This is a genomic window from Saccharothrix saharensis (assembly GCF_006716745.1).
In the GTDB taxonomy this organism is placed as follows: Bacteria; Actinomycetota; Actinomycetes; order Mycobacteriales; family Pseudonocardiaceae; genus Actinosynnema; species Actinosynnema saharense.
In genome coordinates this window covers 8,156,568-8,180,577 of record NZ_VFPP01000001.1, presented here as the reverse complement: position 1 = coordinate 8,180,577, position 24,010 = coordinate 8,156,568, and the positions used below count along the sequence as shown (strand labels likewise).

At 74.0% G+C, this 24,010-nt stretch carries 16 protein-coding genes; 11 read left to right on the top strand and 5 right to left on the bottom strand.

Features of this window, described 5'->3' with window-relative positions:
- The first annotated feature begins 3 nt into the window (after window positions 1-3).
- A complete protein-coding gene (locus FHX81_RS37070; protein ID WP_211363668.1) occupies window positions 4-897 on the top strand; it encodes an aminoglycoside phosphotransferase family protein in 894 nt (297 codons plus the stop codon).
- Window positions 898-901: 4 nt separating this feature from the next.
- On the opposite strand, the gene FHX81_RS37065 is transcribed toward FHX81_RS37070, so the two are convergent.
- Window positions 902-2,884 (bottom strand): APC family permease, encoded by a 1,983-nt coding sequence (locus tag FHX81_RS37065; protein WP_141983123.1) that lies wholly within the window; start codon window positions 2,882-2,884, stop codon window positions 902-904.
- A 369-nt stretch (window positions 2,885-3,253) separates the two neighbouring features.
- Between FHX81_RS37065 and FHX81_RS43160 the strand changes: the two genes are divergently transcribed.
- The 4 genes from FHX81_RS43160 to fxsT all read left to right on the top strand — a co-directional run bounded on the left by FHX81_RS43160 (window position 3,254) and on the right by fxsT (window position 7,620).
- Window positions 3,254-3,475, top strand: coding sequence for a helix-turn-helix domain-containing protein (locus tag FHX81_RS43160; RefSeq protein ID WP_141983122.1), 222 nt, complete (start codon window positions 3,254-3,256; stop codon window positions 3,473-3,475).
- A gap of 75 nt (window positions 3,476-3,550) precedes the next feature.
- Window positions 3,551-4,327, top strand: a complete 777-nt coding sequence (locus FHX81_RS37055; RefSeq protein WP_246108156.1) for a DeoR/GlpR family DNA-binding transcription regulator — start codon at window positions 3,551-3,553, stop codon at window positions 4,325-4,327.
- Window positions 4,324-5,505 (top strand): MFS transporter, encoded by a 1,182-nt coding sequence (locus FHX81_RS42410; protein WP_170231861.1) that lies wholly within the window; start codon window positions 4,324-4,326, stop codon window positions 5,503-5,505. Before FHX81_RS37055 ends, FHX81_RS42410 begins: the two co-directional genes overlap by 4 nt.
- A gap of 51 nt (window positions 5,506-5,556) precedes the next feature.
- Window positions 5,557-7,620, top strand: a complete 2,064-nt coding sequence (gene fxsT, locus FHX81_RS37045; RefSeq protein WP_141983121.1) for an FxSxx-COOH system tetratricopeptide repeat protein — start codon at window positions 5,557-5,559, stop codon at window positions 7,618-7,620.
- A gap of 7 nt (window positions 7,621-7,627) precedes the next feature.
- Here fxsT and FHX81_RS37040 read toward each other — a convergent pair whose 3' ends face one another.
- Window positions 7,628-8,524, bottom strand: coding sequence for a DUF4231 domain-containing protein (locus FHX81_RS37040; protein ID WP_141983120.1), 897 nt, complete (start codon window positions 8,522-8,524; stop codon window positions 7,628-7,630).
- A gap of 107 nt (window positions 8,525-8,631) precedes the next feature.
- Window positions 8,632-14,307 (bottom strand): CHAT domain-containing protein, encoded by a 5,676-nt coding sequence (locus FHX81_RS37035; RefSeq protein WP_141983119.1) that lies wholly within the window; start codon window positions 14,305-14,307, stop codon window positions 8,632-8,634.
- A 69-nt stretch (window positions 14,308-14,376) separates the two neighbouring features.
- On the opposite strand from FHX81_RS37035, the gene FHX81_RS37030 reads away from it, so the two are divergent.
- The 3 genes from FHX81_RS37030 to FHX81_RS37020 all read left to right on the top strand — a co-directional run bounded on the left by FHX81_RS37030 (window position 14,377) and on the right by FHX81_RS37020 (window position 17,338).
- Window positions 14,377-14,775, top strand: coding sequence for a hypothetical protein (locus tag FHX81_RS37030; RefSeq protein ID WP_141983118.1), 399 nt, complete (start codon window positions 14,377-14,379; stop codon window positions 14,773-14,775).
- Window positions 14,772-15,587 (top strand): hypothetical protein, encoded by an 816-nt coding sequence (locus FHX81_RS37025; protein WP_141983117.1) that lies wholly within the window; start codon window positions 14,772-14,774, stop codon window positions 15,585-15,587. The genes FHX81_RS37030 and FHX81_RS37025 overlap by 4 nt, the downstream gene beginning before the upstream one ends.
- Window positions 15,588-15,685: 98 nt before the next feature.
- The gene (locus FHX81_RS37020; protein ID WP_141983116.1) at window positions 15,686-17,338 is read left to right on the top strand and encodes a glutamate--tRNA ligase; all 1,653 of its coding nucleotides are present in this window, start codon (window positions 15,686-15,688) and stop codon (window positions 17,336-17,338) included.
- Between the two features lie 56 nt (window positions 17,339-17,394).
- Here the strand turns inward: FHX81_RS37020 and FHX81_RS37015 are convergent, their stop codons facing one another.
- On the bottom strand, window positions 17,395-18,837 hold the full coding sequence (locus FHX81_RS37015; RefSeq protein WP_141983115.1) for an RICIN domain-containing protein: 1,443 nt from the start codon (window positions 18,835-18,837) through the stop codon (window positions 17,395-17,397).
- Between the two features lie 288 nt (window positions 18,838-19,125).
- Here FHX81_RS37015 and FHX81_RS37010 point away from each other — a divergent pair, with 288 nt between their 5' ends.
- The 3 genes from FHX81_RS37010 to FHX81_RS37000 all read left to right on the top strand — a co-directional run bounded on the left by FHX81_RS37010 (window position 19,126) and on the right by FHX81_RS37000 (window position 22,741).
- A complete protein-coding gene (locus FHX81_RS37010) occupies window positions 19,126-19,764 on the top strand; it encodes a VOC family protein (RefSeq protein WP_141983114.1) in 639 nt (212 codons plus the stop codon).
- 111 nt (window positions 19,765-19,875) lie between these two features.
- A complete protein-coding gene (locus FHX81_RS37005) occupies window positions 19,876-21,273 on the top strand; it encodes a family 43 glycosylhydrolase (RefSeq protein WP_211363667.1) in 1,398 nt (465 codons plus the stop codon).
- A 16-nt stretch (window positions 21,274-21,289) separates the two neighbouring features.
- Window positions 21,290-22,741 carry a glycoside hydrolase family 43 protein gene (locus FHX81_RS37000; protein WP_141983113.1) on the top strand — a complete coding sequence of 484 codons (1,452 nt, stop codon included), beginning with the start codon at window positions 21,290-21,292 and terminating at the stop codon, window positions 22,739-22,741.
- Window positions 22,742-22,789: 48 nt separating this feature from the next.
- Here FHX81_RS37000 and FHX81_RS36995 read toward each other — a convergent pair whose 3' ends face one another.
- Window positions 22,790-23,974 carry a glycoside hydrolase family 88 protein gene (locus tag FHX81_RS36995; RefSeq protein ID WP_141983112.1) on the bottom strand — a complete coding sequence of 395 codons (1,185 nt, stop codon included), beginning with the start codon at window positions 23,972-23,974 and terminating at the stop codon, window positions 22,790-22,792.
- Window positions 23,975-24,010 lie beyond the last annotated feature (36 nt).

Genomic DNA, 24,010 nt, shown 5'->3' with positions numbered 1-24,010 from the left:
GCCATGCGGATGCACCAGGACGAGCTGACCGTGTCACCGGAAACCGTGCGTCGGCTCGTGGACGCCCAGTTCCCCCGGTGGCGGGACTCACCCGTGACGCGAGTCGCCTCGGAGGGCACGGTCAACGCCACCTTCCGCGTCGGCGACCGGTTCGCGGCCCGCTTCCCGCTGCGGCCCGGGGAGGTCGGGTCGGTGCGGGAATCGTTGGAGTCCGAGGCCGACGCGGCGCGCGAACTGCTGGGCCGCACCGGGTTCCGCACCCCGGAGCCGGTCGCGGTCGGTGAGCCCGGGGAGGGCTACCCGTTGCCCTGGGCGGTGCAGACCTGGCTGCCCGGGACCGTCGCGACCGACGAGGACCCGGGCGGGTCGGTCGGGTTCGCACGCGACCTGGCCGAGTTCGTCGAAGGCGTCCGCGCGATCGACACGCGGGGGCGGACGTTCCGGGGACGAGGTCGAGGCGGCGACCTGCGGTCCCACGACGAGTGGGTGGAGGTCTGCTTCGAGCGCAGCGGCGACCTCCTGGACGTGCCGCGGCTGCGCGAGCTGTGGCGCGACCTGCGCGACCTGCCGCGCGAGGACGACGACGTGATGACCCACGGTGACCTGATCCCCGGGAACGTCCTGGTGGCCGGGGGTCGGCTGAGCGGGGTCATCGACGTCGGCGGCCTCGGACCCGCCGACCCCGCCCTGGACCTCGTCGGCGCGTGGCACCTGCTCGGACCGGTGCCGCGGCGGGCGTTCCGCGACGCCCTCGGGTGCGACGACCTCCAGTGGCGACGCGGCCGGGCGTGGGCGTTCGAGCAGGCGATGGGGCTCGCCTGGTACTACGTCGGGAGCAACCCGACGATGAGCCGGCTGGGCCGCCGCACCCTGGCGCGCCTCACCGAGGACGGCTGAACCCTCACCCGCCCACGTGGACGCGGGGACGGCGGGCCTCGTCGCGCTCGTTGGTGCGGATGATCTCGCGGACCACGGGTGCCGTGTCGCCGCGCCCCAGCAACAGGTAGCGGAACAGGTGCCCGACCGGGTTGCCCTCGCTCCACGCGAAGTGGCAGTGCGGCAGGACGTCGGTGGTGTCGCGCAGCACGAACAGGATCGCGGCGATGGCGTTGGGCGCGGCGGGGCTCCCGGCGCGCAGCACGCGGTGGCCGTCGACCTCGACGCCCCGGACCTGGAGCACGTCGCTGAAGTCCGACGGGTCCACCACGTCGATCTCCAGGAACAGCACGTCGGCCTGGCCGGGCACCGGGTTCGCGCCGCGCTGCTCGGCCTCCTTCTCCGCGTACTCCGCCGCGTCACCGGCCTGGCGCCGGTTCGCGATCAGCGTCAGCGCGCCGTCGTGGGCGATGGAGTCGGCGATGAACCGGCGGGCGTCGTCGTCGAACTCGACGTGGTCGGCGCGCAGCTCCGTGGTGCGGCTGACGCGGGAGACCAGGGAGACGGCGATGATGCCGAGGATGAAGAAGACCGAGATGGTGATGCCGTCCGGCTTCTCGATCACGTTCTCCACCAGCGCGTACAGCAGGATCGACGTCAGCACGGTGAACGCGACCGCCGCGCGCCGCCGCCCCTGCCGCGCGCACGACAGCGTCACGGCGGCCGAGGCGGAGACCATCATGGCCAGGATGCCGGTGGCGTAGGCGCCCGCCTGGGCGTTGACGTCGGCGCGGAAGAGGACCGTGATCAGGACGCAGACCGCCGTGTAGACCAGCACGACCGGTCGCACCGCGCGGGCCCACTCCGGGGCCATGCCGTAGGACGGCAGGTAGCGCGGCACGATGTTGATCAGCCCGGCCATCGCGGACGCGCCCGCGAACCACAGGATCAGGATGCTGCTGATGTCGTAGGCGGTGCCGACCCACTCGCCGAGCAGCTCGTGGGCGAGGTAGGCCAGGGCCCGGCCGTTGGCCGCGCCGCCGGGCTCGAACTGCTCCACCGGCACCAGGACCGTGGTCACGAAGCTGGTCGCGACCAGGTAGACCGACATGATCACGGCGGCGGTGGTGAGCAGCTTGCGCGTGTTGCGGACCCGGTTGTCCAGCCGTTCCTCCGGCGTGCGGCCGTCGGCGGCCACCAGGGGCATCATGCTCACGCCCGTCTCGAACCCGGACAACCCCAGCACCAGCAGCGGGAACGCCAGCAGGGCCGGGCCGACCACCCCGGCGACGCCGCCGCCACCGGCGGTGAGCGCGTCCAGCCACCGGTCCAGCGCGACGGGCCCGGACAGCACCTCCAGCACACCCGCCACGACGACCACCGCGTTGAGCAGCAGGAAGAGCGCGACCAGCGGGATGGCCACGCCGACCGCCTCGCTGAACCCGAGCAGGAACACCCCGCCGAGCACCAGCAGCAGCACGACGGTGACCAGCACCTCCTGCCCGTGCAGGAACTCCGGGGCCCGAGGGTTCTCCAGCGCGTGCACCGACGCGTCGGCGGCCGACAACGTGATCGTGATGATCCACGAGGTGGCCACGAACCCCAGCAGCACCAGCACGAACAGCTTGCCCCGCCAGAACGGGAGCAGGTCCTCCAGCATCGCCACCGAGCCCTGGCCGTGCGGGCTCTCCCGGGCCACCCGGCGGTACATCGGCAGCATCCCGAGCAGCGTCAGCGCCACGATCAGCAACGTCGCCAACGGCGAGACCGCGCCCGCCGCCAACGCGGCGATGCCGGGCAGGTAGGACAGGGTGGAGAAGTAGTCCACCCCGGTCAGGCACATGACCTTCCACCACGCCGTCGGTTTGGCGTGCTGCTCGGTTCCCGCGGGTCCGACCGGCTGGACGCGGTGCTCCAGGAGCCAGTGGCCGAGCCGGGACGACGGGGCGGCCGGTCGGACCGGGCTGTCCACCCGGGCCGGAACCACGCGCGGCGGCGTGACGGTCATGCGCTCTCCCCTGTCCCCTACCGGACTGTCCACACGGGGCAGTCAACACGCCGGCAAGTCGATCCGCCGCACCTCGGGCCGTAAGGATCCCGCCAAGACGACTGCGTGGCTGATCACACGCGGGAGCGACACCCAGGGCAGGTCGAGCGAGTCCCCGCCGGGCGGACCGGTGGAGTGGGCCGGCTCCGGCTGCGGCTGCGGCGGCACCCCGAACCCGGTGGCGACCCCGGGCAGCAACCCATGATCACGAACTCGTGGTGCCGATCCCGAATGCTCCGATGGCCGAGGCCACGAGCGCGCGCTCTCCGCGCTGCACGACCGGATCGAGGCCCGGGTCGAACGCGCCCTCCAGGCCGCGCGGCCACCCGCATGGTCACCAGGCTGGAGGACCGCGGCCTGCTGTCGCGCTACCTGTGCCCCACCGACCGCCGCGGCACCCGCACCGACGTCGCGGAGGCCGGCTTCGCCCCGCTGGAGGCCGCCCGTCCCACCCACGGCGCGGCGATGCAGGCGGCGCTGGACGAGGCCCGCCACGAACCCGGGCTGCGCCCGCTGGTCGAGGCCGTCGAGGAGCTGGGCACGTCCACCTGACCGGGAAAGACCGAAAAAGCGACCGTAAGCACAAAGTACTTGTTCGAACGCACATGATTTGCGACGGTTGCTCACGTGAAGAGCGCCGACCGCCACCGGGTGATCACCGAACGGCTCCGCTCCGGCGGGCAGGTCGCCGTGGCGGAGCTGGCCGCCGCCACCGGTGCGTCCGAGATGACCATCCGCCGCGACCTCGACCTGCTCGCCGCCGGCGGCGTGCTGCGCCGGGTGCACGGCGGGGCGGTGCCGCTGAGCCCGGCGGGCGTCGAGCCACCGTTCACCGCGCGGACCGCGACCGCGCACCACGCGAAGCGCGCCATCGCCGCGGCCGCCGTCGAACTCATCCGCGACGGCGAGACGATCGTGCTGGACAGCGGCACCACCGCGGTCGAGGTCGCCAAGCTGCTGCGCGGCCGGCCGGTCACCGTGATGCCGCTGTCGCTGCACGCGGTCCGCGAGCTGCTCGACGCGCCCGAGGTGCGGCTGCTGCTGCCCGGCGGTGAGCCCCGGCCCGGCGAGCTGGCCATGGTCGGCCCGCTGGCGCTGGCGTCGCTGCGGGCGCTGCGCTTCGACGTCGCCGTGCTCAGCCCGTGCGCCTTCGACCTCGACGCCGGGCTCACCGCGCACGACCTGGCCGACGCCGAGGTGAAGCAGCAGGCGATGGCCGTGTCCGGGCGCACGGTCGTGCTCGCCGACAGCACGAAGTTCGACCGCACCGCGCTCGCCCACGTCTGCCCCGCCGACCGGCCGGACGTGCTGGTCACCGACACCGACTCCCCCGCCGCCGTGCGCCGCGAGCTGGCCGCGCGCGGGGTGCTCGTGCACGCAGCCGAACGACTGGAGACCCTGTGACGACCGCCCTGCCGCGTGCCGCCCGCGTCGCGACCTGGACCTACTTCACCCTCAACGGGTTCGCCGTCGGCCTGTGGGTGGTGCACATCCCGACCATCGAGCGCGCGACCGGCATCTCGCACAGCGCCCTCGGCGGTCTGCTGCTCGTGCTCGGCGGTGCGGCGTTCCTCGGGATGCAGGTCGCCGGGCCGCTCGCCGACCGGTGGGGTCAGCGGAGGCTCCTGCCCGCCGCCGGGGTGCTGCTCGGCATCGCCCTGTTCTTCCCCGGCCTGGCCACGTCGTGGTGGACGCTCGGCCTGGCCCTGCTGTGCTTCGGCTTCGGCAACGGCACGATCGACGTGGCCATGAACTCCCACGCCGTGGTGGTCGAACGCGCCTACCCGCGGCCGATCATGGCGGCGTTCCACGCGATGTGGTCGATCGGCGGCGCGATCGCCGCGCTCGTCGGCGCGGCCACGCTGGGCGCCGAGGTGCCCACGGCGGTGACGTTGAGCGCGTGCGGCGCGTTCACCATCGTGGTGTCGCTGGTGACCGGCCGGTTCCTGATGGACGGCCGCCCCGAGGCCGAGGAGACCGCCTCGGACGTCCCGGCCGCCAAGCCGTCCACCAAGCTGGTGTGGCTGCTGGGCGCCATCGCGTTCGCCATGATGCTCGCCGAGGGCGTCGCCAACGACTGGGCCGCGCTGCACGCCGAGGACGTCCTGGGCACCTCCACCAGCACCGCCGCGTTCGCCTACGGCTCGTTCGCGGTGGCGATGACCGTGGGCCGGTTCGCCACCGACCGGGTCGCAGCCCTCGTCGGCCCGGTCGCGATCGTGCGGTACGGGGCGGCGCTGGCCGCGTTCGGCCTCACGCTCGTGGTGTTCTCGCCGTGGGTGTTGCTCGCGTTCGCGGGCTGGGCGCTGTTCGGCCTCGGCCTGTCCGGCAGCGTGCCGCAGCTGTTCTCCGCGGCGGGCAACCTGGACCAGCGCTCGTCCGGCGCGCTGATGGCCCGCGTCGTCGGCCTCGGCTACGTGGGTCTGCTCGCCGGTCCGGCGCTGATCGGCGGCCTGGCCCACTGGATCCCGCTGAACGTGGCGTTCCTGGTGCCGGTGGCGCTGTGCCTGCTGGCGGTCGGGTTCGCGAACGTCCTCGCGCCGCGACCCGCGTCCACCGAGGAGCACGCCGGGTCGCGGTGACCCCGCTCGTCCGAAAAATGCGGGGTCCGCGCCCCGTGCGATGCTGATCACGTGGACCGAGCGCGACCGCCTCGACGTGTCTTCATCAGCCACACCTCGGAACTGCGCGAGCTGCCCGCCGGCCGGTCGTTCGTGGACGCCGTCGAGTCCGCGGTCAGCCGCGCCGGCGACGCGGTGATCGACATGGCGTACTTCGCCGCGCGGGAGGAGGAGCCCGCGCAGGTGTGCCGTGAGGCGGTGCTCAGGGCGGACGTCTACGTGCTGCTGGCCGGGTTCCGGTACGGGTCGCCGGTGCGGGACCGGCCCGAGCTGTCCTACACGGAGCTGGAGTACGAGGTCGCGGGCGAGGCGGGCCTCCCCCGGCTGGTGTTCCTGCTGGACCAGGACGCGGAGGGGCCCGCGCGGCTGTTCCTGGACCGCGAGCACGGCTCGCGCCAGGACCGGTTCCGGGCCCGGCTGGCCGACGAAGGCACGATCGCCGCGGTGTCGTCGCCGGCTCAGGCCGAGACCGCGGTCCACCACGCGCTGACCGAGCTGGACGCCGACCGCGCGGGCACCGCGGGCACGCGGTTGTGGAACCTGCCCGCTCCGCTGTCCCGCTTCACCGGCCGCGACGACCTGCTGGCCCGGCTGCGGCGGGAGCTGACCCGCACCCGGTGCGTCACCCTGCTCGGCATGAGCGGCGTGGGCAAGACGACGACCGCGCTGGAGTACGCGCAGCGGTTCGCCGCGGAGTACGACGTCGCCTGGTGGGTGCCCGCCGGCGCGCCCGAGCTGGTGGTGAACCACCTGGCGGAGCTGGCGCGGGCGTTGCGGGTGGCCGGGCCGTCGGACAGCGCGGCCGCCGCGGCGGCCCGATTATCGGGCACGTTGCGCGCGCAGGGCCGGTGGCTGCTGGTGTTCGACAGCGCCGACGACCCGGCGGCGTTGCGCGGGTTGCTGCCCGGCGGCGCGGGGCACGTGGTCGTCACCACCCGCAACCCGGACTGGCACGACCTCGCCGCCTCCGTGCCGGTGGCGCCGTTCACCCGGGCCGAGTCCGTGACACTGCTGCGCGCCATGGCCCACCACCTGGACGAGGCGGACGCGGGCCGGGTCGCCGAGGCGTTGGGCGACCTGCCGCTGGCGGTCGACCAGGCGGCGGCGCTGCTGGCCGACACCACGCTGGACGCGGCCGGCTACCTGTCCCGGTTGCGGGTGGAGGCGGACAAGGCGCTGGGCGCCGGCAAGGGCGTCGGCGGCTACCCGACGTCCGTCGCCGCGTCGTGGTCCGAGGCGTTCGACCGGCTCGCGGACAAGGACGTCGCCGCGTTCCAACTGCTCACGCTGATCGCCTGGCTGGCGCCCGAGCCCGTGCCGCTGACGTTGTTCGCCCGGCACCACGACCTGCTGCCCGTGCCGCTGGCCGACATCGCGGCCGACCCCCTGCTGCTCCGGGCGACCCTGGCGGAGCTGCGCCGCCAGGCGATGGTGCAGCCGGAGCCGGACAGCGTGCGGCTGCACACCGTGCCCGCGACGCTGCTGCGGGCGCGGGCCGACGGCACCGCCGGGCCGCTGCTGGGTTGGCCGACCACCGCCGTGCTGCTCCTGTGCGCGGCGGTGCCGCAGAGCCAGGACGACGACCCGGCGGTGTGGGGGCCGCTGCTCCCGCACGTGCTGACCGTCACCGACCCCGACCGGGACCTGCGGCTGGTCCGGAACGACATCGCCTGGCTGCTCGACCGCACGGCCACCCACCTGAACCGGCGGGGTGAGCCCGAGCAGGCGCTGCCGTTGCGGCGGCGGGCCCACGACCTGTGCTCGGAGCTGCTGTCCGACGTGCACCCGCACACGTTGGTGGTGGCCAACAACCTGGCGGCCGACCTGCGGGGCGTGGGCGAGCACGCGGCGGCGCGGGCGTTGGACGAGAGGACCCTGGCCGACCGGCGGCGCCTGCTGGGCGACGACCACCCGGACACGCTCGTCTCGGCGGTCAACCTGGCGCACGGCCTGTGGGAGCTGGGCGAACGCGGGGAGGCGAGGCGGCTCAGCCAGGACGCGCTGGACCGGAGCACCCGCGTGCTCGGGCCGGACCACCCGACGACCCGGGTGGCCCGCGGCCACCTCGGCCGGTGAGCCCGCGTCAGGACGTGGCCCGCGTGCGGGAGGCGCGCCACATGGTGTGCTCGCGGCTGATGGCCTCCTCCGCGTCGGCGACCTCCGCGGCCCACGTCGTCTCGTCCACCACGAGCTCGAACCGGTCCTTGACGATGCCCAGCTCGGTGGAGGCGTAGGCGTAGGCACGGGCCAGGGTGGAGTACTGCTTGGTGCCCGCCCAGGCCGCGCCCGCCGCGATCAGCGCGGCCGCGACACCGGCCAGGTCGAACCCGATGTAGCCGAACGCCCGGGCGAAGGCGGCGATGATGCCGCCGAAGGCGAACGCGTACAGCACCCGCTGCGACAGGCGGGCCCGGCGTTCGTTGGTCACCGCCTTGCCCGCGTACCACGTCTGCTGGTCGTTGACGCGGTCGGCGACGTAGGTCCGCTTGCGCGTGGCCAGGTCCGCCCGGCGCAGCGCGCGCATGGCCGGGCTGATCGTGGGGCGGTCGGGCGGCCTGATGCCGCTGTTGGGCCCGTCCTTGAGCAGCGCGCCCATCTGCTGGATGAACCGCAGCTCGGCCTCGCGCTCGTCCTCGCCGAGCGGGAACGGGGCGCCGCCGACGGCGAAGCGCCAGCCCATGCTCTTCGCGGACTCGGCCAGCGCGCGGCCGTCGTACCACTTGGTCTCCGGTGAGCTGCCGCGGAAGTGCTGCTCGACCAGCAGCATGACCAGGAGCGCGACGCCGGTGCCCACGGCCGCGACGTCGACGCGTCCGACCTTGATCGCGAACACCCCGCACACCGCCGCCAGGACGGCCAGGACGAGCCGTGCGCGCAACGCGCTGAGGTAGTCCCGCTGGCCCCGCAGGGACATGGCGTCGGCCACGTGGAACAACCCGGGTAAGCCGTCGTCGGGCAACGCCTTCTCGCTGGACGCCACAGTGCTCTCCGTTCAGGGTGTGTGCTGCCCGCGTATCGACGCGTCTCTCGGAAAGGGTTACCACGTCGTCGGCACGTCACCCGGTTGCCGCAACGCGCTCGTCGTCGTCATGCTCCCGCGTGGATGTACGGCGCCCACCGCGTCGGGTCGCGCGGGGCGGCGTCGCGCAGCGCCCGCACGGTCCGGTGCAGCACGCGGGCGGTGTCGCCGAGGTCCAGGCCGGAGCCGTCGAGCAGGGCGGTGTAGACCGACGTCGCCACGTCGACCGCGGTGCGGTCGGTGACCGTCCACAGGGTCGCGATCACGTGCCGGTAGCCCGCGAGCTGCAGCGCCGCCGCGAGGTGGATGGCCTCGTCGGGCAGGGTCGTGCCGCCGACGGCGGTGTGGCAGGCCGACAGGTACGCCAGCTCGGCGTGCCCGAGGTCGAGGCCTGCGACGTCGAGCACGGTGAGCGGCTTGTCCCAGAGGTACAGCGCGCCCGTGGACGGGTCGTCGAGGTCCTGTCCGCCGTGGCAGGCGAAGTGCGCGTAGGCGTGCGTCCGCAGGTCCGCGGTGACGGTGGCGTGCGTGGCTTCCTCGCCGAGGCGCAGCGTGTGCGACCCGGGCATCGCGCGTTCGAAGAACCCGGCCTCCGCGCGGGCGCCGGGCAACGGGCTCAACGCCACGCCGCCGGCCGGGGTCTCCGGCAGGCTCACCGCGAGCAGCCGCCGGTCCGCCGTGGCCGGCGGGTCGGCCTTGCGCGCGCGGGCGAGGGCGCGCAGCGTCGGGGTGTAGGACGAGACGACGCGGTCGAGCACGGTCCGCCCGGCCGGGGTGTCGGCCGGGTCGTGGTAGCCGGCGGCGTGCAGCGGCAGCAGGGTCAGCAGCCCGGTGGGGCACCACCACAACCGTTCGCCGTCGGCCAGACCGAGGTGGTCCAGCACCGGACCGGCGACGGTGTCCCACAGCCACTCCAGCGTCACGTGCAGGGCCTGCTTGGCGCTCGTGCGGGTCAGGTCCCCGGGCACCGCCGGCCGGCCGAGCACCTGCAACGCGCGCAGGTACGCGGTGGCCCGGTCGCCGATCTCGGCCGCGGTCAGGTCGGGCAGCCCGACGTGCTCCACCGGCCCGTCGCGCCGGACCACCAGCGCGTCGCACCGCGCGTCGTGCACGTTGACCAGCACCACCGGCCCGTCCGGCAGGCCGTCGCGCAGGGCGGCCAGGGGCGGCACGCGCAACAGGTGCTCCAGGCCGGGCAACGCCCGTGCCCGGGCGAGCAGCCGGTCCCACTCCTCGGCCAGCCGGATGCGGCGGTCCTGGTCGAGCCGGGCGGCGTCGGCCGGCGAACCGGCGGGCGGCGTCGGCGTGAGGACGTCCGGCGTGTCGACCGCCGCCACCGCCATCTCGGCCGCCACGCTGCGCATCCGGTCGTGCAGCGCCGGGTCCCGCTCCCGCAGCACCGACGCGTCGTCGCGGGTCTGCAACGCCTGCGACCACAGCACCGAACGGCCCTGTTCGAGCAGCTCCACGGCCAGGTCCACCTCGCCCGCCTCCACCGCGGCCGCCGCGCCCGCCGTGGCCACGCCCTCCCAGCGGTCCAGCCGCCGTTCCCGGGCGCCGCGCTCGACGCCGTGCCAGGCCGCCTGCGGCAGCAGGGCCGCGGCCACCCCGAACGCCTCGACCGCGGTCGACCAGTCCGCGTGCCGGGCGGCCAGGAACGCCCACGTCAGCGCGGCGGACGACCGCATCACCGGCGTGGCGGAACGGGCGCCGGCGGCGGTGCGGCAGGCCGCCACGGCCTCGTCGTAGTCGGCCGGGACGCGGTGGCGGTCGTGCCGCAGACCCAGCAGCAGACCGAGGTTCAACCACACCACCGCGCGTCGGGGGTCGTCCTCCGGGATCGCGGCGGCGGCGCGGCGGCTCTGCTCGACCCCTTCGGTCGCGTCGTCCTCCTGGCCGCGGCGGTCGTAGCGGGCCCGCAGCACCGACGCCAGGTTGAGCCGGTGCATGGCGAGGGAGGCGTGCGCCGGGTCGGTGATCGCCACCGCTTCGCGCAGCAGGGCCACGGCCTGGTCCAGGTCGGCGCCGCCCGGCCGCACCTGGTCCCGGTTGTACCGCATCATGGCCAGGCTCGACAGCAGCTGCGCCCGGTGCTGGTGGTCCGCCGGGCAGCGCTCCACCGCCGTCGACGCGGCCTCGACCGCGGCGTCCAGGTCGGCGACGCGCCGGCGTTCGAGGTAGCGGATCTGCAGGGCGACCGCGAAGTTGAGCAGGCACGTGGTGGCCGTCGCCTCGGACGCGGCGTCGACCGCGGCGCGGGCGGTGTCCACCGCCGCGTCCAGGTCCGCCGTGGAACCCAGGTGACGCGCCCGGGCGCACAGCGCGTTGGCGAGGTTGGTCAGCATCAGGGACCGCTGCGCGCCACCGCCGCGGTCCGCCGCCGCACCCATCACGTCGATCGACTCGTGCAGGTCGGCGATGGCGCCGGTCCGCTCGTACCGGGCCCACAGGGCCGTGCCGAGCGCCATCAGGTGCAGCGGCACGAGGAAGTGCCCGGCGGGCAGGTCGGCGACGGCGTCGCGGCCGAGGTCGACCGCCGCGGCGAGGTCGGCGAGGTCACCGGTGTGCTGGCCGCGGACCAGCAGCGTGGTGCCCAGCGCCATCGCGGTCGACGCCCGTTCGGCCGGCTGCAACCCCGGCAGCTCCAGTGCGCGCCGGGCCGCCTCGACGGCCTCGGCCAGGTCACCCGGGTCGGCGCGGCGGACGTACCGGACGCGCAGCGAGTTCGCCAGCTCGGACAGGGCGACGGCCCGCGCGCCGTCGCCGGTGGACACCGCGGCGGTGGCACGGCGGTGCGCGTCGATCGCCTCGTCCAGGGCGGCGAGGTCGTCCGTCCGCTCGAACAACTGGGTGAGCACCGTGCCGAGCAGCACGAGCAGCGTGCTGTGCTGGGCGTGGTCCGGTCCGGTGGCGCGCAGGGCGGACCGGGCGACCTCGACCGCTTCCACGAGCGCGGCGGGATCGCCGGTCTCGTTGTAGCGCAACTGCAACGCGCGTCCCAGGTGCAGGCGGGCCGCGAGGTGACCCGACGTGCCGGGCGCGAAGGCGTCGCCGGCGTCCCTCAGCAGCCCGACGGCCTCGTCCCGCGCCTCCGGGGACGGGGACCACTGGGCGCGGGCCAGCAGCGCGAGCGCCAACTGGGGTCGCAACGCCTCGCGCAGGTCGCCCGGCCCTGCCTCGGCCATCCCCTCGCGCAGCACCTCGACCGCCTCCTCCACGTCGGCGACCTCGGCGTGGTGCAGGAAGCGCAGCGTCAGGGACAGCCCCAGGTGCAACCGGCACTCGGTCAGCGCGGGATGGGCGCCTCCCGCGTCCGCGACGGCGGCCCGCAGGGCGGTGATCGCCCGGTCGATGTCGACCCGGTCGCGCCGCAGCTCGTACCGGCCGGCGCGCAGGGCGGCCGCCTTCGCGGTCAGCGCCAACCGGTCGACGTGCCCCGGCTGGAGTTCGGGCAGCACCTGGTCGGCTGCCCGCAACGTCTCCTCGACCGCCTCCTCCAGGTCCGCGGACGTCCCCAGGTGCTGCACCTGCTGGTGCAGCGCCAGGGCCAGGTTGTTGAGCACCAGACCGCGCTCGTGGCCCGTCGTCGCGGGCAGCACCTGCCGCAGCGCCGCGGTGGCCGGCGCCAGGTCCGCGGCGGACCCGGTGCGCAGGTAGCGCTCGACCAGCAGCTCGCTCATCGTGAGGGTCGCGGGCACGGCGGGTGCGCCGGCCACCGCGATCGCCTCGCGGCAGGTCGAGATGGCCTCGGTCAGGGCCGCCGGGTCCCGCGCCACCCGCGCCGCCGACCCGAGCGCGCCGGCCAGGGCGTTCAGCGCGTGGGGCCGGTGCGGGTCGTCGGCCGGCGTGCCCGCCACGGCCGCGCGGGCGAGGCGGACCGCCTCGTCGACGTCGGCCGGGTCGCCCGCGGCCGTGAACCGCAGCTGCCGGACCAGCGCACCGGTCGTGCGCACGTGCGGCGTCCGGGGGTGGTCGGCGGGCAGCAGCGCGGCGGCCCGGTCCACCGCGTCCACCGCGCGGTCGAGGTCGGCCGGTCCCCCGGTGACGTTGAACCGCGTCGTGTGGGCCGACGCGAGGTCGTGCAGGAAGCCCGCGCGGTCGGCGTCGTCGGTGACCAGCGGCAGGAGCGAGCGCAGGACCGCGATCCGCTCGTCCAGGTCGCCGAGCCGACCGTCGCGGTCGAACCGGTGCCCCAGCAGGTTCGCGTGGTGCCACAGGTGCTCGGCGCGCAACACCTGGTCGGGGATGCCGGTGCGGACGGCCTCCCGCGCCGCGTCGACCGCCGCGTCCAGGTCGCGCGGGGCGCCGGAGAGCCGGAACCACTCCCGCGTCACCTCGGCCAGCTTGAGCCGGGCGGCCATCAGCACGTGGTGGTCCGCGTCCGCCACGGTCTCGCGCAGCAGCCGCGTCGCCTCCTGGAGCAGCGCGGTGTCGCCGGTCTCCCCGTACCGCGCGGTGAGCACGTCGGCCAGGGCGAACACGGCGGCGACGCGCTGGGCCGGTTCCGCGGTCGGCGCGGACACCGCGGCACGGGCCGCCCGCTCGGCCGCCGCGAAGTCGTCCCGCGCGGCGCGTCGGACGAGCCCCAGCGCGTGGTCCACCTCGTGCCGCACCGGGTGACCCTCGGGCACGGCGGCGTCGGCGATGGCGCACAGCCTCGCCGCCTCGGCCAGGTCGTCCTCGTCGGGCGTGCCGTAGGCCCGGGCGTGCAGCAGCCGGATCACCAGCGCGCCGACGTGCTTGAGCAACGGGGTGACGTCGGCCGGGTCGCCGGCCGACAGCACCGCCTCCGTGTGCCGGAGGCTCTCGTCGATGTCCGCGACGTCGGCGGTCTCCCCGGTGCGGACGAACCTGATCTTGAGCGCCTCCGCCAGCAGCAGGTGCGCGACGACCCGGTCGGGGTGCTCCTCTGGGCACGCGGCCAGCACCTCGCGGGCGACCTCCACGCACTCGTCCAGCTCGGCGACCGGGCCGCCGCGCTCACCGCGCAGCGCCAGCGAGGTGCCCAGGGCGAACAGGTACCTGAGCCGTTCGTCGTCCTCCATCGGCGCGGACCGCGCCGGGCGCAACCGCCCGGTGGCCTCCTCCAGGTCCGCGTCCCGCCCCAGCACCTGGAACCGCGTGTGCAGCGCCACGCCGAGGTTGAGCGCCGCGGCGCCGGCCAGCCAGTGGTCGGCGGGCTCCAGGGCGGCCCGGCCCACCGCCACGGCCTCGTCCAGGTCGGCCACCGCGCCGCCGCGCTCGTGCCGCACGCACAGCAGGACCAGCAGGTTGAACCGGTGCACGGTGAGGTCGTCGTCCGCCACCACACCGCAGGCGGCCCGGCACGCCCGCACCCCGAGGTCGACCAGCTCCGGGTGCCCGGTCGTCAAGGCCGCCCGGGCGACCACGGTCGCGTAGAAGCCGCCGACGTCGCCCGGCGACAGCACCGGCGCGTCGGGGTTCTCCGCGCGCCACTGGCGCACCGGCGGCGGCACGACGTCCGGTGCCACCGAGGCGAGCGGGCCGTAGAGGGTCAGGCAGGCGTCGAGGTCGGTCCCCGCGATCTCCGGCCGCAGGGCGTTGCCGCGGATCCAGTGCAGCGACGCCAGGGTCGTCAGGGTCTCGGTCGGGACGTCCCCGCCGATCGCGGGCAGCGCCAGTCGGGCGGCCTGCACCAGGGCGTCCGGGCCGAGCACGTCGGTGGGATCCCCGGTCTGCCCGCACCGCGCGACGCGTTCGTGCAGGGGGATGACGTCCCGCATGTCCACCGACCTCGTGTGCTCACCCGTTACGGTTCGAACCGACACCCAGCGTGACACAAGGAGGGCGGCGTGGCGGTGGATTTGGACGAAGGGCAGGCGTTGGTCCTGTGGTGCTTGATGCTGCCCGGGTTGCGCCGCGCCGCCGCCGCGGGCCGCTGGTCGGAGCGGCTCGAGCGCACCGCGGCCCTGGTCCGGGACGGCGGGTCGGCGCTCGACGCGTGCCGGCGGTTCGACCTCGTACCCGGCGCGGACACCGACGGCGCGGTCCGGGGCATCGGCGACCCGCCGGGCGTCGCCGGCGCCTACCCCGACCCGCGCGGGCCGCGCCCGCCGAGCACCGGTCGCGGCGAGTACCGCTGCCCGCGCGGGGTCTGCGGACGGCACGACCGCCGTGACGACGAGGGCCGCCCGCCGGTGTGCGCGTTGTTCGACGACGAGCCGATGCTGCCCACCGGGTCGCCGCGGTGAACCCGTTCCTGCAGACGCTGGGCGGCAAGCTCGCCGAGCGGTGGGTCACCACGCTGGTGCTGCCCGGCGCGTTGTTCGTCGCCGCGGTTCTCTGCGCGGTCCGGCTCGGCCACCGGCACGCGTGGGACGTCGTGCGGGTCGGCAACGACGTCGTCGCGGCGTTCCCCCGGCTGCCGGTCGCGGTCGCCGCCGTGGGCCTGCTGCTCGGCGCGGCGGCTGCCGCGTTCGCCGCGCAGGCGCTGGGCGGGCTGGCGCGGGTGGTGTGGGTGCGCCCGTGGCGCGGACCGGCCGCGTGGCTCGCGCGGCCGGTGGTGGCGGTGCGCGGGTGGTGGTTCGACCGGGCCGCGGCCAGGGCGGGGGTGGACCCGGTGCCCGCCTACCGGCCCCGGCGGGCCACCTGGATCGGCGAGCGGTTCCGCCTGCTCGACGCCCGGGTCGCCGCCCAGTACCAGGGCCTGCGGCTGGGCCCGCTGTGGCCGCGGCTGTGGCTGCTGGTGCCCGAGCCCGCGCGGCTGCCCGTGCAGGCCGCCGAGACCCGGTTCCACTCGGCGACCACGCTCGCCGGCTGGGGCGTGCTGTACGCGGCGCTCGGCTGGCGCTGGTACCCGGCCGCGGTGGTCGGCGTCGGCGTGGCGCTGGTGGCCTGGCGCCGGGCCCGCGCGGCGGCCGCCGCGCTCACCGAGCTGATCGAGGCGACCGTGGACACCCACCTCGACGTGCTCGCGACGGCGCTGGGCCACCCGCTGCCGCCGACCGGCCCGACCCGCGACCTGGCCGCGCGGTTCAACGACCGGTTCGGCAAGGGCGAGTAGGGCCCCGGCGGTCGGCGTCGGCTTCGTCGGGCGCGCCGGCCGCCGGTTGGTAGCCTCAGAGCCCTTCCGCCCACCCGTTGTTGGAGACCGTGAAACCGATGCTTGACCGCGCCGAGATCGACGCCCTGTTCCCCGCCGACCTGCCGGAGCCGGCCCACTGGGAACAGCGCTACCCGGCACGGCGGCTGCCCGAGGGCGCCGAGGTCACCCGGTTCGGCCCCTCCCCGACCGGTTTCGTGCACATCGGCGGCATCTACGCCGCCATGATCGACCGCGACGTCGCCCACCGCAGCGGCGGGTCGTACGTGCTGCGCGTCGAGGACACCGACCAGGCCCGCGAGGTCCACGGCGCCGCCGCCCAGTTCACCAACGCCTTCGCCTACTTCGGCCTGCCCGCCGACGAGCACGACGAGGTCGGCGACTACGGCCCGTACTACCAGTCGCAGCGCGAGGCGATCTACCTCACCTACGTCCGCGAGCTGCTGCGCGAGGGCAAGGCGTACCCGTGCTTCGCCACCCCGGACGAGCTGGCCGACATCCGCGCCCGCCAGGACGCCACCAAGATGCCGCCCGGTTACTACGCGGGCTGGGCGCTGTGGCGCGACCGCGACCCCGCCGAGGTGCGGGCCAAGCTGGCCGAGGGCGCGCCGTACGTGGTCCGGTTCCGCTCGCCGGGCGTCGAGGCCAGGGCGAAGTTCCACGACGTGATCCGCGGCGAGCTGGAGCACGAGGACAACCGCAACGACGTGGTGATCCTCAAGTCGTCGGCCAACGACGTCCGGCTGCCCACCTACCACTTCGCACACGCCGTGGACGACCACCTCATGCGCACCACGCTGGTGATCCGCGCCGAGGAGTGGATCTCGTCGGTGCCGCTGCACCTGCAGCTGTTCGCGGCGCTGGGCTTCGAGGTGCCCCGCTACGCCCACATCGCGCCGCTGATGAAGCAGATCCCCGGCGGCAAGCGCAAGCTGTCCAAGCGCAAGGACCCCGAGGCCTCGGTGGACTTCTACATCGAGCAGGGCTTCCCGGCCGAGGCGGTGCTGTACTACCTGCGCGGGCTGGCCAACGGCCGGCTGGCCGAGGTGCCGCTGGCCGAGGCGCTGGACGCGCCGATCCGGCTGGCCGAGTGCGGCGTGGCCGGACCGCTGGTCGACCTGGTGAAGCTGGAGGACATCTCCGCCGACCACATCGCCACGCTGACCGGCGAGCAGATCCTCGTCGCCGTGCGCGCCTGGGCCGTGGCGCACGACCCCGAGCTGGTGCCGGTGCTCGACGCCCGCCGCGACCTGGCGCTGGCGGCGCTGGCCGTCGAGCGGGGCGACGACGTGCCCAACCCGCGCAAGGACCTGCGCAAGTGGTCCGGGTTCCGGGAGGCGTACGGGTTCTTCTTCCCCGAGCTGTTCACGCCCCGCGACGTGACCGGCGAGGAGTTCGCCCAGCTCGGCGTGGCGCCGGAGCTGGTGCGCGCGTTCGCCGCCGACTTCGCCGAGTCCTACCAGCCGCTGGAGGACTCCGGCGAGTGGTTCGACCAGATCCGCACGCTGGCCGCCAAGCACGGGTTCGCGCCCAAGCCGAAGGACCTCAAGCAGAACCCCGAGGCCTACCCGGCCGGCGGGTCGATCCGCGAGGCCTCGCAGATCATCCGGCTCGCGCTGACCGGCTCCACCCGCAGCCCCGACCTGCACGCCGTGGCCACCACCCTGGGCGCGGACGAGGTGCTGCGCCGGGTGCGGGCCGTCGCCGGCTGACCTCCGGCGGACGGGGGACGCCGGCGAGGTCGCGCCGACGTCCCCCACCGTCCGGGTCAGACCCGGGTGAGCTGGAACTGCTGGTTCTGCCCGCCGTTGCACGGGTACTGCTTGAACTGCAGGTTGTCCTGCGAGCTGCTGGGCAGGTCGAGGCACTTGCCGGAGTGCCGCGCGACCAACCGGTGGTACCCGGACCCGGCGTCGACCAGCGACCACTGCTGGTTCTGGCCGGAGCCGCAGCTCCACTGCACCACGGCCGCGCCGTCCGCGGTGCCGGCGCCGCTGACGTCGAGGCACTTGCTCGAGTGCCGCGCGATCACCTGGTGGTAGCCGTTGCCGGCGGCCTGCAGGCGGAACTGCTGGTTGCTCCCGCCGCCGCACGGGTACTGCATCAGCGCCGCGCCGTCCGCGCCGCCGGCGTTGGCCACGTCGAGGCACTTGCCGGAGTGCCGCACGGTGATCCGGTTGTACGTCAGGGCTACCGTCCCGATCGTGCCTGCGGCCGTGTCGATGACGATCTGGCCCGCGTTCGACAGGCTCATCGAGGTGTTGCTCGGGAACGCGATGGGCAGCCAGACGTAGCTGGAGTCGCCGACCGGCCCGCCCCACGCCCCGGCCCAGCGGTCGCCCAGGTAGAGGTACGACGTCGCCTGGGTGCCCTGGATCGGCAGCACGTACGCCGGTTGCGAGCGGTACGTGGTCGAGTCGCCCACGTTCTGCATCGCGCTCCACGGCCCGGACACGCTGGTGGCGGTGGCGTACTTCGCCTGGTTCGGCGACCAGCCCGTGGCGCCCGAGGTGAGCATGAAGTACACGCCGTTGCGCTTGAACAGCGCCGGCGCCTCGCGGTGCCCGCCGGGCCACGGGTTGCCGACGAGCTGGGCGATGCCGCGGTAATCGGCGTTGAGCCGGTAGAGGTGCAGGTCGTAGTTCTCCCGGGCGGCCGAGATCATGTAGGCCGTGCCGTCGTCGTCCTTGAACAGCGTGATGTCGCGGGACATGTGGCCCAGCGGCCGGAAGCTGCCCTGGTAGGTGTAGTTGCCGTCCACTGTGGACGAGTAGGCGACGGCGGCGCGCGCCTGGCCGTAGTCCTGGCCGTTCTCCCAGTGCATCCACATCACGTACTGGCCGGTGGACGCGTTGTAGATGACCTTGGGCCGCTCCACCCAGGAGGTCCGCAGCTCGGCGTGGCTGTTCTGGGTGAGGACGTGGTTGCGGAACTCCCAGGTCTTCAGGTCGGTCGACCGGTAGACCGACACGGCGCGGAACAGGTTGTCCGGGTGCCGGTTCTCGCCGAACCAGTAGTAGTGGTTGCCGACCTTGATCACGCCACCGCCGTGCGCCTGGACGAGGTTGCCGCCGGTGTCGGTGAACTGCACGCCCACGTCCACGGTCACCGGCGCGGCGTGCGCCGTGCCGCCGGGGAGCAGCAGGGCGGCCAGGCCGACGACCGCGGCGGTCAGCACCGCGCGCCACCGCCTCGGGGACAAGCGGGACATCTGGACTCCTTTGTCCGGCCCACGACGGGAGGAACCAGCGACCGGGCGTGGGCCGGGCCCGCGCGCTGGCGCATCCGGGTGGTGCAGCCGGCCGCGGCGGTCAGCCGGTGGAGAGCGATGTTTGCGCAAACATCACCGCTTCGAGGCCCAGTGTGTGAGCCAGGTCATGCGGGTGTCAAGGGCGCGTCGGCGAGCGGGCGGGCGGCGGGACGGCGTGACGGGGGTGGCCGGTGGACCGGTCAGGAATCGAGAAGCAGCGGCGACCGGGGCGGACCTAGCGTTGTCGGCATGGCACACATCGACTCCGTCACCATCCACGTCGCCGACACCGAGGCCGCGGAACGCTTCTACGCCAAGGCCTTCGGCCTCGGGGACCGGCTGCGCTTCCGGGCCGCGCAGGAGCACACCACCGGGTTCCGCGGGTTCACGATGGCGCTCACCGTCGCCCAGCCGTCCACCGTCGACGACCTCATCGCCTCCGCCCTCGACGCGGGCGCCACGACGTTGAAGCCCGCCGTGAAGTCGTTCTGGGGCTACGGCGGTGTGGTGCAGGCGCCGGACGGCACGACCTGGAAGATCGCGACCTCCGCGAAGAAGGACACCGCACCCGCCACCCGGCACGTCGACGAGGTCGTGCTCCTGCTGGGCGTCGCGGACGTGGCCGCGAGCAAGCGGTTCTACGTCGAGCAGGGCCTGGCCGTCGGCAAGAGCTTCGGCCGCGCGTACGTCGAGTTCGCCGCGGGGTCGAGCCCGATCAAGCTCGCCCTCTACCGCCGCCGCGCCCTCGCCAAGGACGTCGGCGTCTCCCCCGAGGGCGACGGGTCCCACCGGATCACGATCAACGGTGGTGCGGGCGCTCTCACCGACCCGGACGGCTTCGCCTGGCACGCCGCGGCACCCGAGCCCTCCACCCCTGAGCACCCTTGATGTTAGCGCAAACATGGCACATACTCGGCCCAGCACAACCAGCACCGGGTGACCCGCCCGCCCGGTGTTAACGCTCACCAAGCCCCGACCGATGAAGATCGGAGCTCCTCGATGCCACGACGAACCGGCGCGGTCGCGCTGTCCCTGCTCGTCACCGCCTCGACCCTCGCGCTGCCGGCCCCGGCGGCCTCGGCCGCCGCCCTGCCGACCGGGGCGCGATCGCTGGAGTCGGTCAGCCACCCGGGCCGGTTCGTCCGGCACCTGGACTACCTGGGCCGACTCGACCCCGTCACGTCCGGTGGCACGGCGCAGGTCAAGCAGGACGCCACCTTCACCGTGGTCAACGGCTTGGCCTCGCCGTCGTGCTACTCCTTCCAGGCGGCCAACGGCCTGTTCCTGCGGCACCGGGACTACCGGGTGCGCCTGGAGGCGAACGCGGGTACGGCCCAGTTCCGCGCCGACGCGACGTTCTGCGCGGTCACCGGGTCGGTGACCGGCTCGGTGTCGTTGGCCTCGTTCAACTTCCCGGACCGACGGCTGCGGCACCGCGACTACGAGCTGTGGCTGGACACCTACCAGGACACCGACCGGTTCCGCGCCGACAGCTCGTTCCGCCTCACCGCGCCGTGGGCGCCGAAGACGGCCAAGGGCCCGGTCGTCCCCGGTCTGTTCGCCGACCCGCACATCGCGAACTTCGACGGCCGCTACTACCTCTACCCCACCACCGACGGCTACGCGAGCTGGGCGTCCCCGTACTACAAGGCGTTCTCCTCCACCGACCTGGTGAACTGGACCGACCACGGCGTGATCCTCGACCACGGGCCGGACGTGTCGTGGGCCGACGACTCCGCCTGGGCGCCGGCCGTGGTCGCCCGGAACGGCCGCTACTACCTGTACTTCAGCGGCGGCGCGGCGACCGGTGACACGGCCAAGCACCTGGGCGTCGCGGTGTCGGACTCGCCCACCGGGCCGTTCCGCGACGCGCTGGGCCGGCCGCTGGTCCGCGCGGGCGCTTACCCCGGCCAGGCCATCGACCCGATGGTGTTCACCGACGACGACGGCCAGTCGTACCTGTACTGGGGCAACGGCTCGGCGCACGTCGTCCCGCTCAACGCCGACATGGTCTCCTTCGACCCGGCGAAGGTCCGCACCATCACGCCCAGCGGCTACCGCGAGGCGTCGTTCGTGCTCAAGCGCAACGGCACCTACTACTTCATGTGGTCGGAGAACGACACCCGCGACGAGGACTACCGGATCGCGTACGCCACCGGGCCGTCACCGCTGGGCCCGTGGACCAAGCGCGGCGTGGTGCTGCAGAAGCGGCTGGAGCTGGGGATCAAGGGGCCCGGCCACCACTCCGTGGTCAAGGCGCCGACCAGCGACACCTGGCACGTCGCCTACCACCGCTTCGCCGTGCCCGCCGGCAACGGCACCAACCGGGAGGTGACCGTCGACCGGATGACGTTCAACGCCGACGGCACCATCGCCCCGATCGTCCCCACCCCGTGATCAAGGGAGATCACCCGTGACCGCAACCGCACGCAGGATCGGCGCGCTCCTCGCCGCCGTGGCCCTGCTGTTCACGTCCTGGTCGGTGACGACCGAGCGGCGGGCCGAGGCGCTGGAGCCGTTCACCGGCTACCTGATGGCCCACTTCACCGGCGAGTCCGCGAGCGGCGAGCAGATCTACCTCGCCCACAGCCGCGACGGCCTGCGCTGGACCGACCTCAACAACGGCGCGCCCGTGCTGCTGTCGACGGTCGGCACGCGCGGTGTGCGCGACCCCGCGCTCGTCCGCTCCCCCGCGGGCGACCGGTACTGGATCATCGCCACCGACCTGCGCATCGCGTCCGGCACCTCGTGGTCCGACGCGGCCAACAACGGCAGCAAGTCCCTGGTCGTGTGGGAGTCCACGGACCTGGTCACCTGGTCCGCGCCACGCCTGCTCACCGTCGCGGGCGCGATCTCCGGCGCGGGCAACGCGTGGGCTCCCGAGGCCATCCACGACCCCGCCACCGGTGACTACGTCGTCTACTGGGCGACCAACGCGACGCTGAACGGCGTGAAGAAGCACCGCATCTACTACACGCGCACGCGGGACTTCCGGTCGTTCACCACACCGGTGCTCTACATCGACCGCGGCGCGGGACAGGGCATCATCGACACGCAGATCATCGAGTCGCCGGGCAGCGTGGGCGGCTACCGCTACTACCGCGCCTCGGCCGACGGCCACATCACCGTCGAGGGCAGCAACTCGGTGCTGGGCTCGTGGACGACCATCGGGAACCTGTCGCACATGGGCATCTCCAACGGCACCGGCGGCGGCAACGTGGTCGAGGGTCCGATGTGGATGCAGTTCAACGGGCGCAACGAGTGGGCGCTGTGGCTGGACCAGTACGCCACCGGCCGCGGGTACATGCCGATCACGTCCACCAACCTCGGCAGCACGCGCAACTTCGTCACCCGGACCGACTACGCCCTGGGCGGCACGCGCAAGCGGCACGGTTCGATCCTCAACCTGACCGCGGCCGAGGAGGGCCGCGTCCTGGCCAAGTGGGGCACCAGCGCGCCGGTCAACCGCATCCAGTCCTACAACTTCCAGGACCGCTACGTCCGCCACGCCGACTTCGACGTGCGCATCGACCCGAACGTCAGCCCGGCGCAGGACGCGCAGTTCCGGGTGGTGCCGGGTCTCGCGGGCAGCGGCACGGTGTCGTTCCAGTCGGTCAACTACCCCGGCTACTACCTGAGGCACGTCAACTACGACTTCGTCCTCGCGGCCGACGACGGCACCTCGACGTTCAAGGCCGACGCGACGTTCCGCCAGGTCGCCGGGCTGGCGTCGGCCTCGTGGTCGTCGTTCCAGTCCTACAACCACACCGACCGGTACATCCGGCACTACGCCTACCAGTTGAAGCTGGACCCGATCACCGACGCGACCGGTCGCGCCGACGCCACGTTCCGGCTGACCTCCTGACCGGCCGCGAGGGGGTGGGCGTTGATCGACGCCCACCCCCTCGCCGTGTCACCAGTAGCTGCGCCAGTCGGACCGCAGCCGGCGGGACAGGGCTTCCAGGTAGAAGTAGTCACCCCAGAGGTTGCCCTCGTCGACGCCGACGTTCTTGGGCTTGTCGTACACGCCGTGCAGCAACAGCGCCGTGGACGCGGGGTCGTGGGCCGTGGAGTACCCGGTCGTGAGCGAGGTCAGGACGGCATCCGCCTCGGCGCGGTAGCGCGACGCGGCCTCCGGGTCGTCCACGTGCTCGGCCAGCTCGTACAGGCCGCACACGGCGATCGCGGCGGCCGAGGAGTCCCGTTCCTCGCCGCTGCCGTCGCCGAACACGAGGTCCCAGTAGGCGACCCGGTCGTCCGGCAGGTGGGTGAGGAAGTAGTCGGCGCAGCGCCTGGCCGCGTCGAGGAACGAAGGCTCGCGCACGTGCCGGTAGCCCAGGGCGAACCCGTAGACGCCCCACGCCTGCCCACGCGCCCAGCAGGAAGCGTCCTGGTGCCCCTGCTCGGTCGCGCCGCGCAGCGGCTCCCCGGTCGCGGTGTCCCAGTAGAACGTGTGGAACGTGGTGCCGTCCGGGCGGATGATGTGGCGTCGCAGCTGCTCGGTGTGCCGGATGGCGGCCTCGCGGAACGCCGGCGCGCCGGTCGTCTCGGCGGCCCAGTACAGCAGGGGCAGGTTCATCAGGCTGTCGATGATCGTGCGGCCGCGTTGCACCGGGTTCGCCAGGTCGCCCCAGGCCTGCACGATGCCCGCCGGTTCGAGGAAGCGGGTCATCAGGTGGTCCGCGGCGGCCAGCGCGGCGTCGCGGGCCCGTTCGTCGCCGAGCAGCCGCCACGGCGTCACGCAGGACAGCGTGTAGAGGAAGCCCAGGTCGTGGGTGTCCAGGTCGACGCCCCGCGTGACGCGGTCGGCGAAGTTGTCGACCTGGCGGCGCGCGGCGGCCAGCACGGCGTCGTCGCCGGTGGCCTCCCAGACCAGCCACAGCATCCCCGGCCAGAAGCCGGTGGTCCAGCCGACGTTGGCTCCCTCGGGGTGGCCGTCGCGGGGTGCGCGCGGCCGGTAGGCGCCCGCGGACGTGGTGTCGTCCGGGTACCAGGCGGTGAAGTCGGCTATGTTGCCCCGAACGGTCGCCACGGCGGCGTCCCAGGCCACGGCCAGGTGGTCGGTGGTCGGTGCGGCGCGGTCTGCTTCCGCGGACATGGTTCTCCCTCAGAACGGGTGACAGAACAGGGAACT

Bases quoted from the DNA above. Each gene is read 5' to 3' on its own strand.
- FHX81_RS37005 (WP_211363667.1), top strand. From the start codon at position 19,876: ATGCCACGACGAACCGGCGCGGTCGCGCTGTCCCTGCTCGTCACCGCC.
- FHX81_RS37010 (WP_141983114.1), top strand. From the start codon at position 19,126: ATGGCACACATCGACTCCGTCACCATCCACGTCGCCGACACCGAGGCC.
- FHX81_RS37020 (WP_141983116.1), top strand. From the start codon at position 15,686: ATGCTTGACCGCGCCGAGATCGACGCCCTGTTCCCCGCCGACCTGCCG.
- FHX81_RS43160 (WP_141983122.1), top strand. From the start codon at position 3,254: ATGGTCACCAGGCTGGAGGACCGCGGCCTGCTGTCGCGCTACCTGTGC.
- FHX81_RS37070 (WP_211363668.1), top strand. From the start codon at position 4: ATGCGGATGCACCAGGACGAGCTGACCGTGTCACCGGAAACCGTGCGT.
- FHX81_RS37035 (WP_141983119.1), bottom strand. From the start codon at position 14,307: ATGCGGGACGTCATCCCCCTGCACGAACGCGTCGCGCGGTGCGGGCAG.
- FHX81_RS37015 (WP_141983115.1), bottom strand. From the start codon at position 18,837: ATGTCCCGCTTGTCCCCGAGGCGGTGGCGCGCGGTGCTGACCGCCGCG.
- FHX81_RS37065 (WP_141983123.1), bottom strand. From the start codon at position 2,884: ATGACCGTCACGCCGCCGCGCGTGGTTCCGGCCCGGGTGGACAGCCCG.
- FHX81_RS36995 (WP_141983112.1), bottom strand. From the start codon at position 23,974: ATGTCCGCGGAAGCAGACCGCGCCGCACCGACCACCGACCACCTGGCC.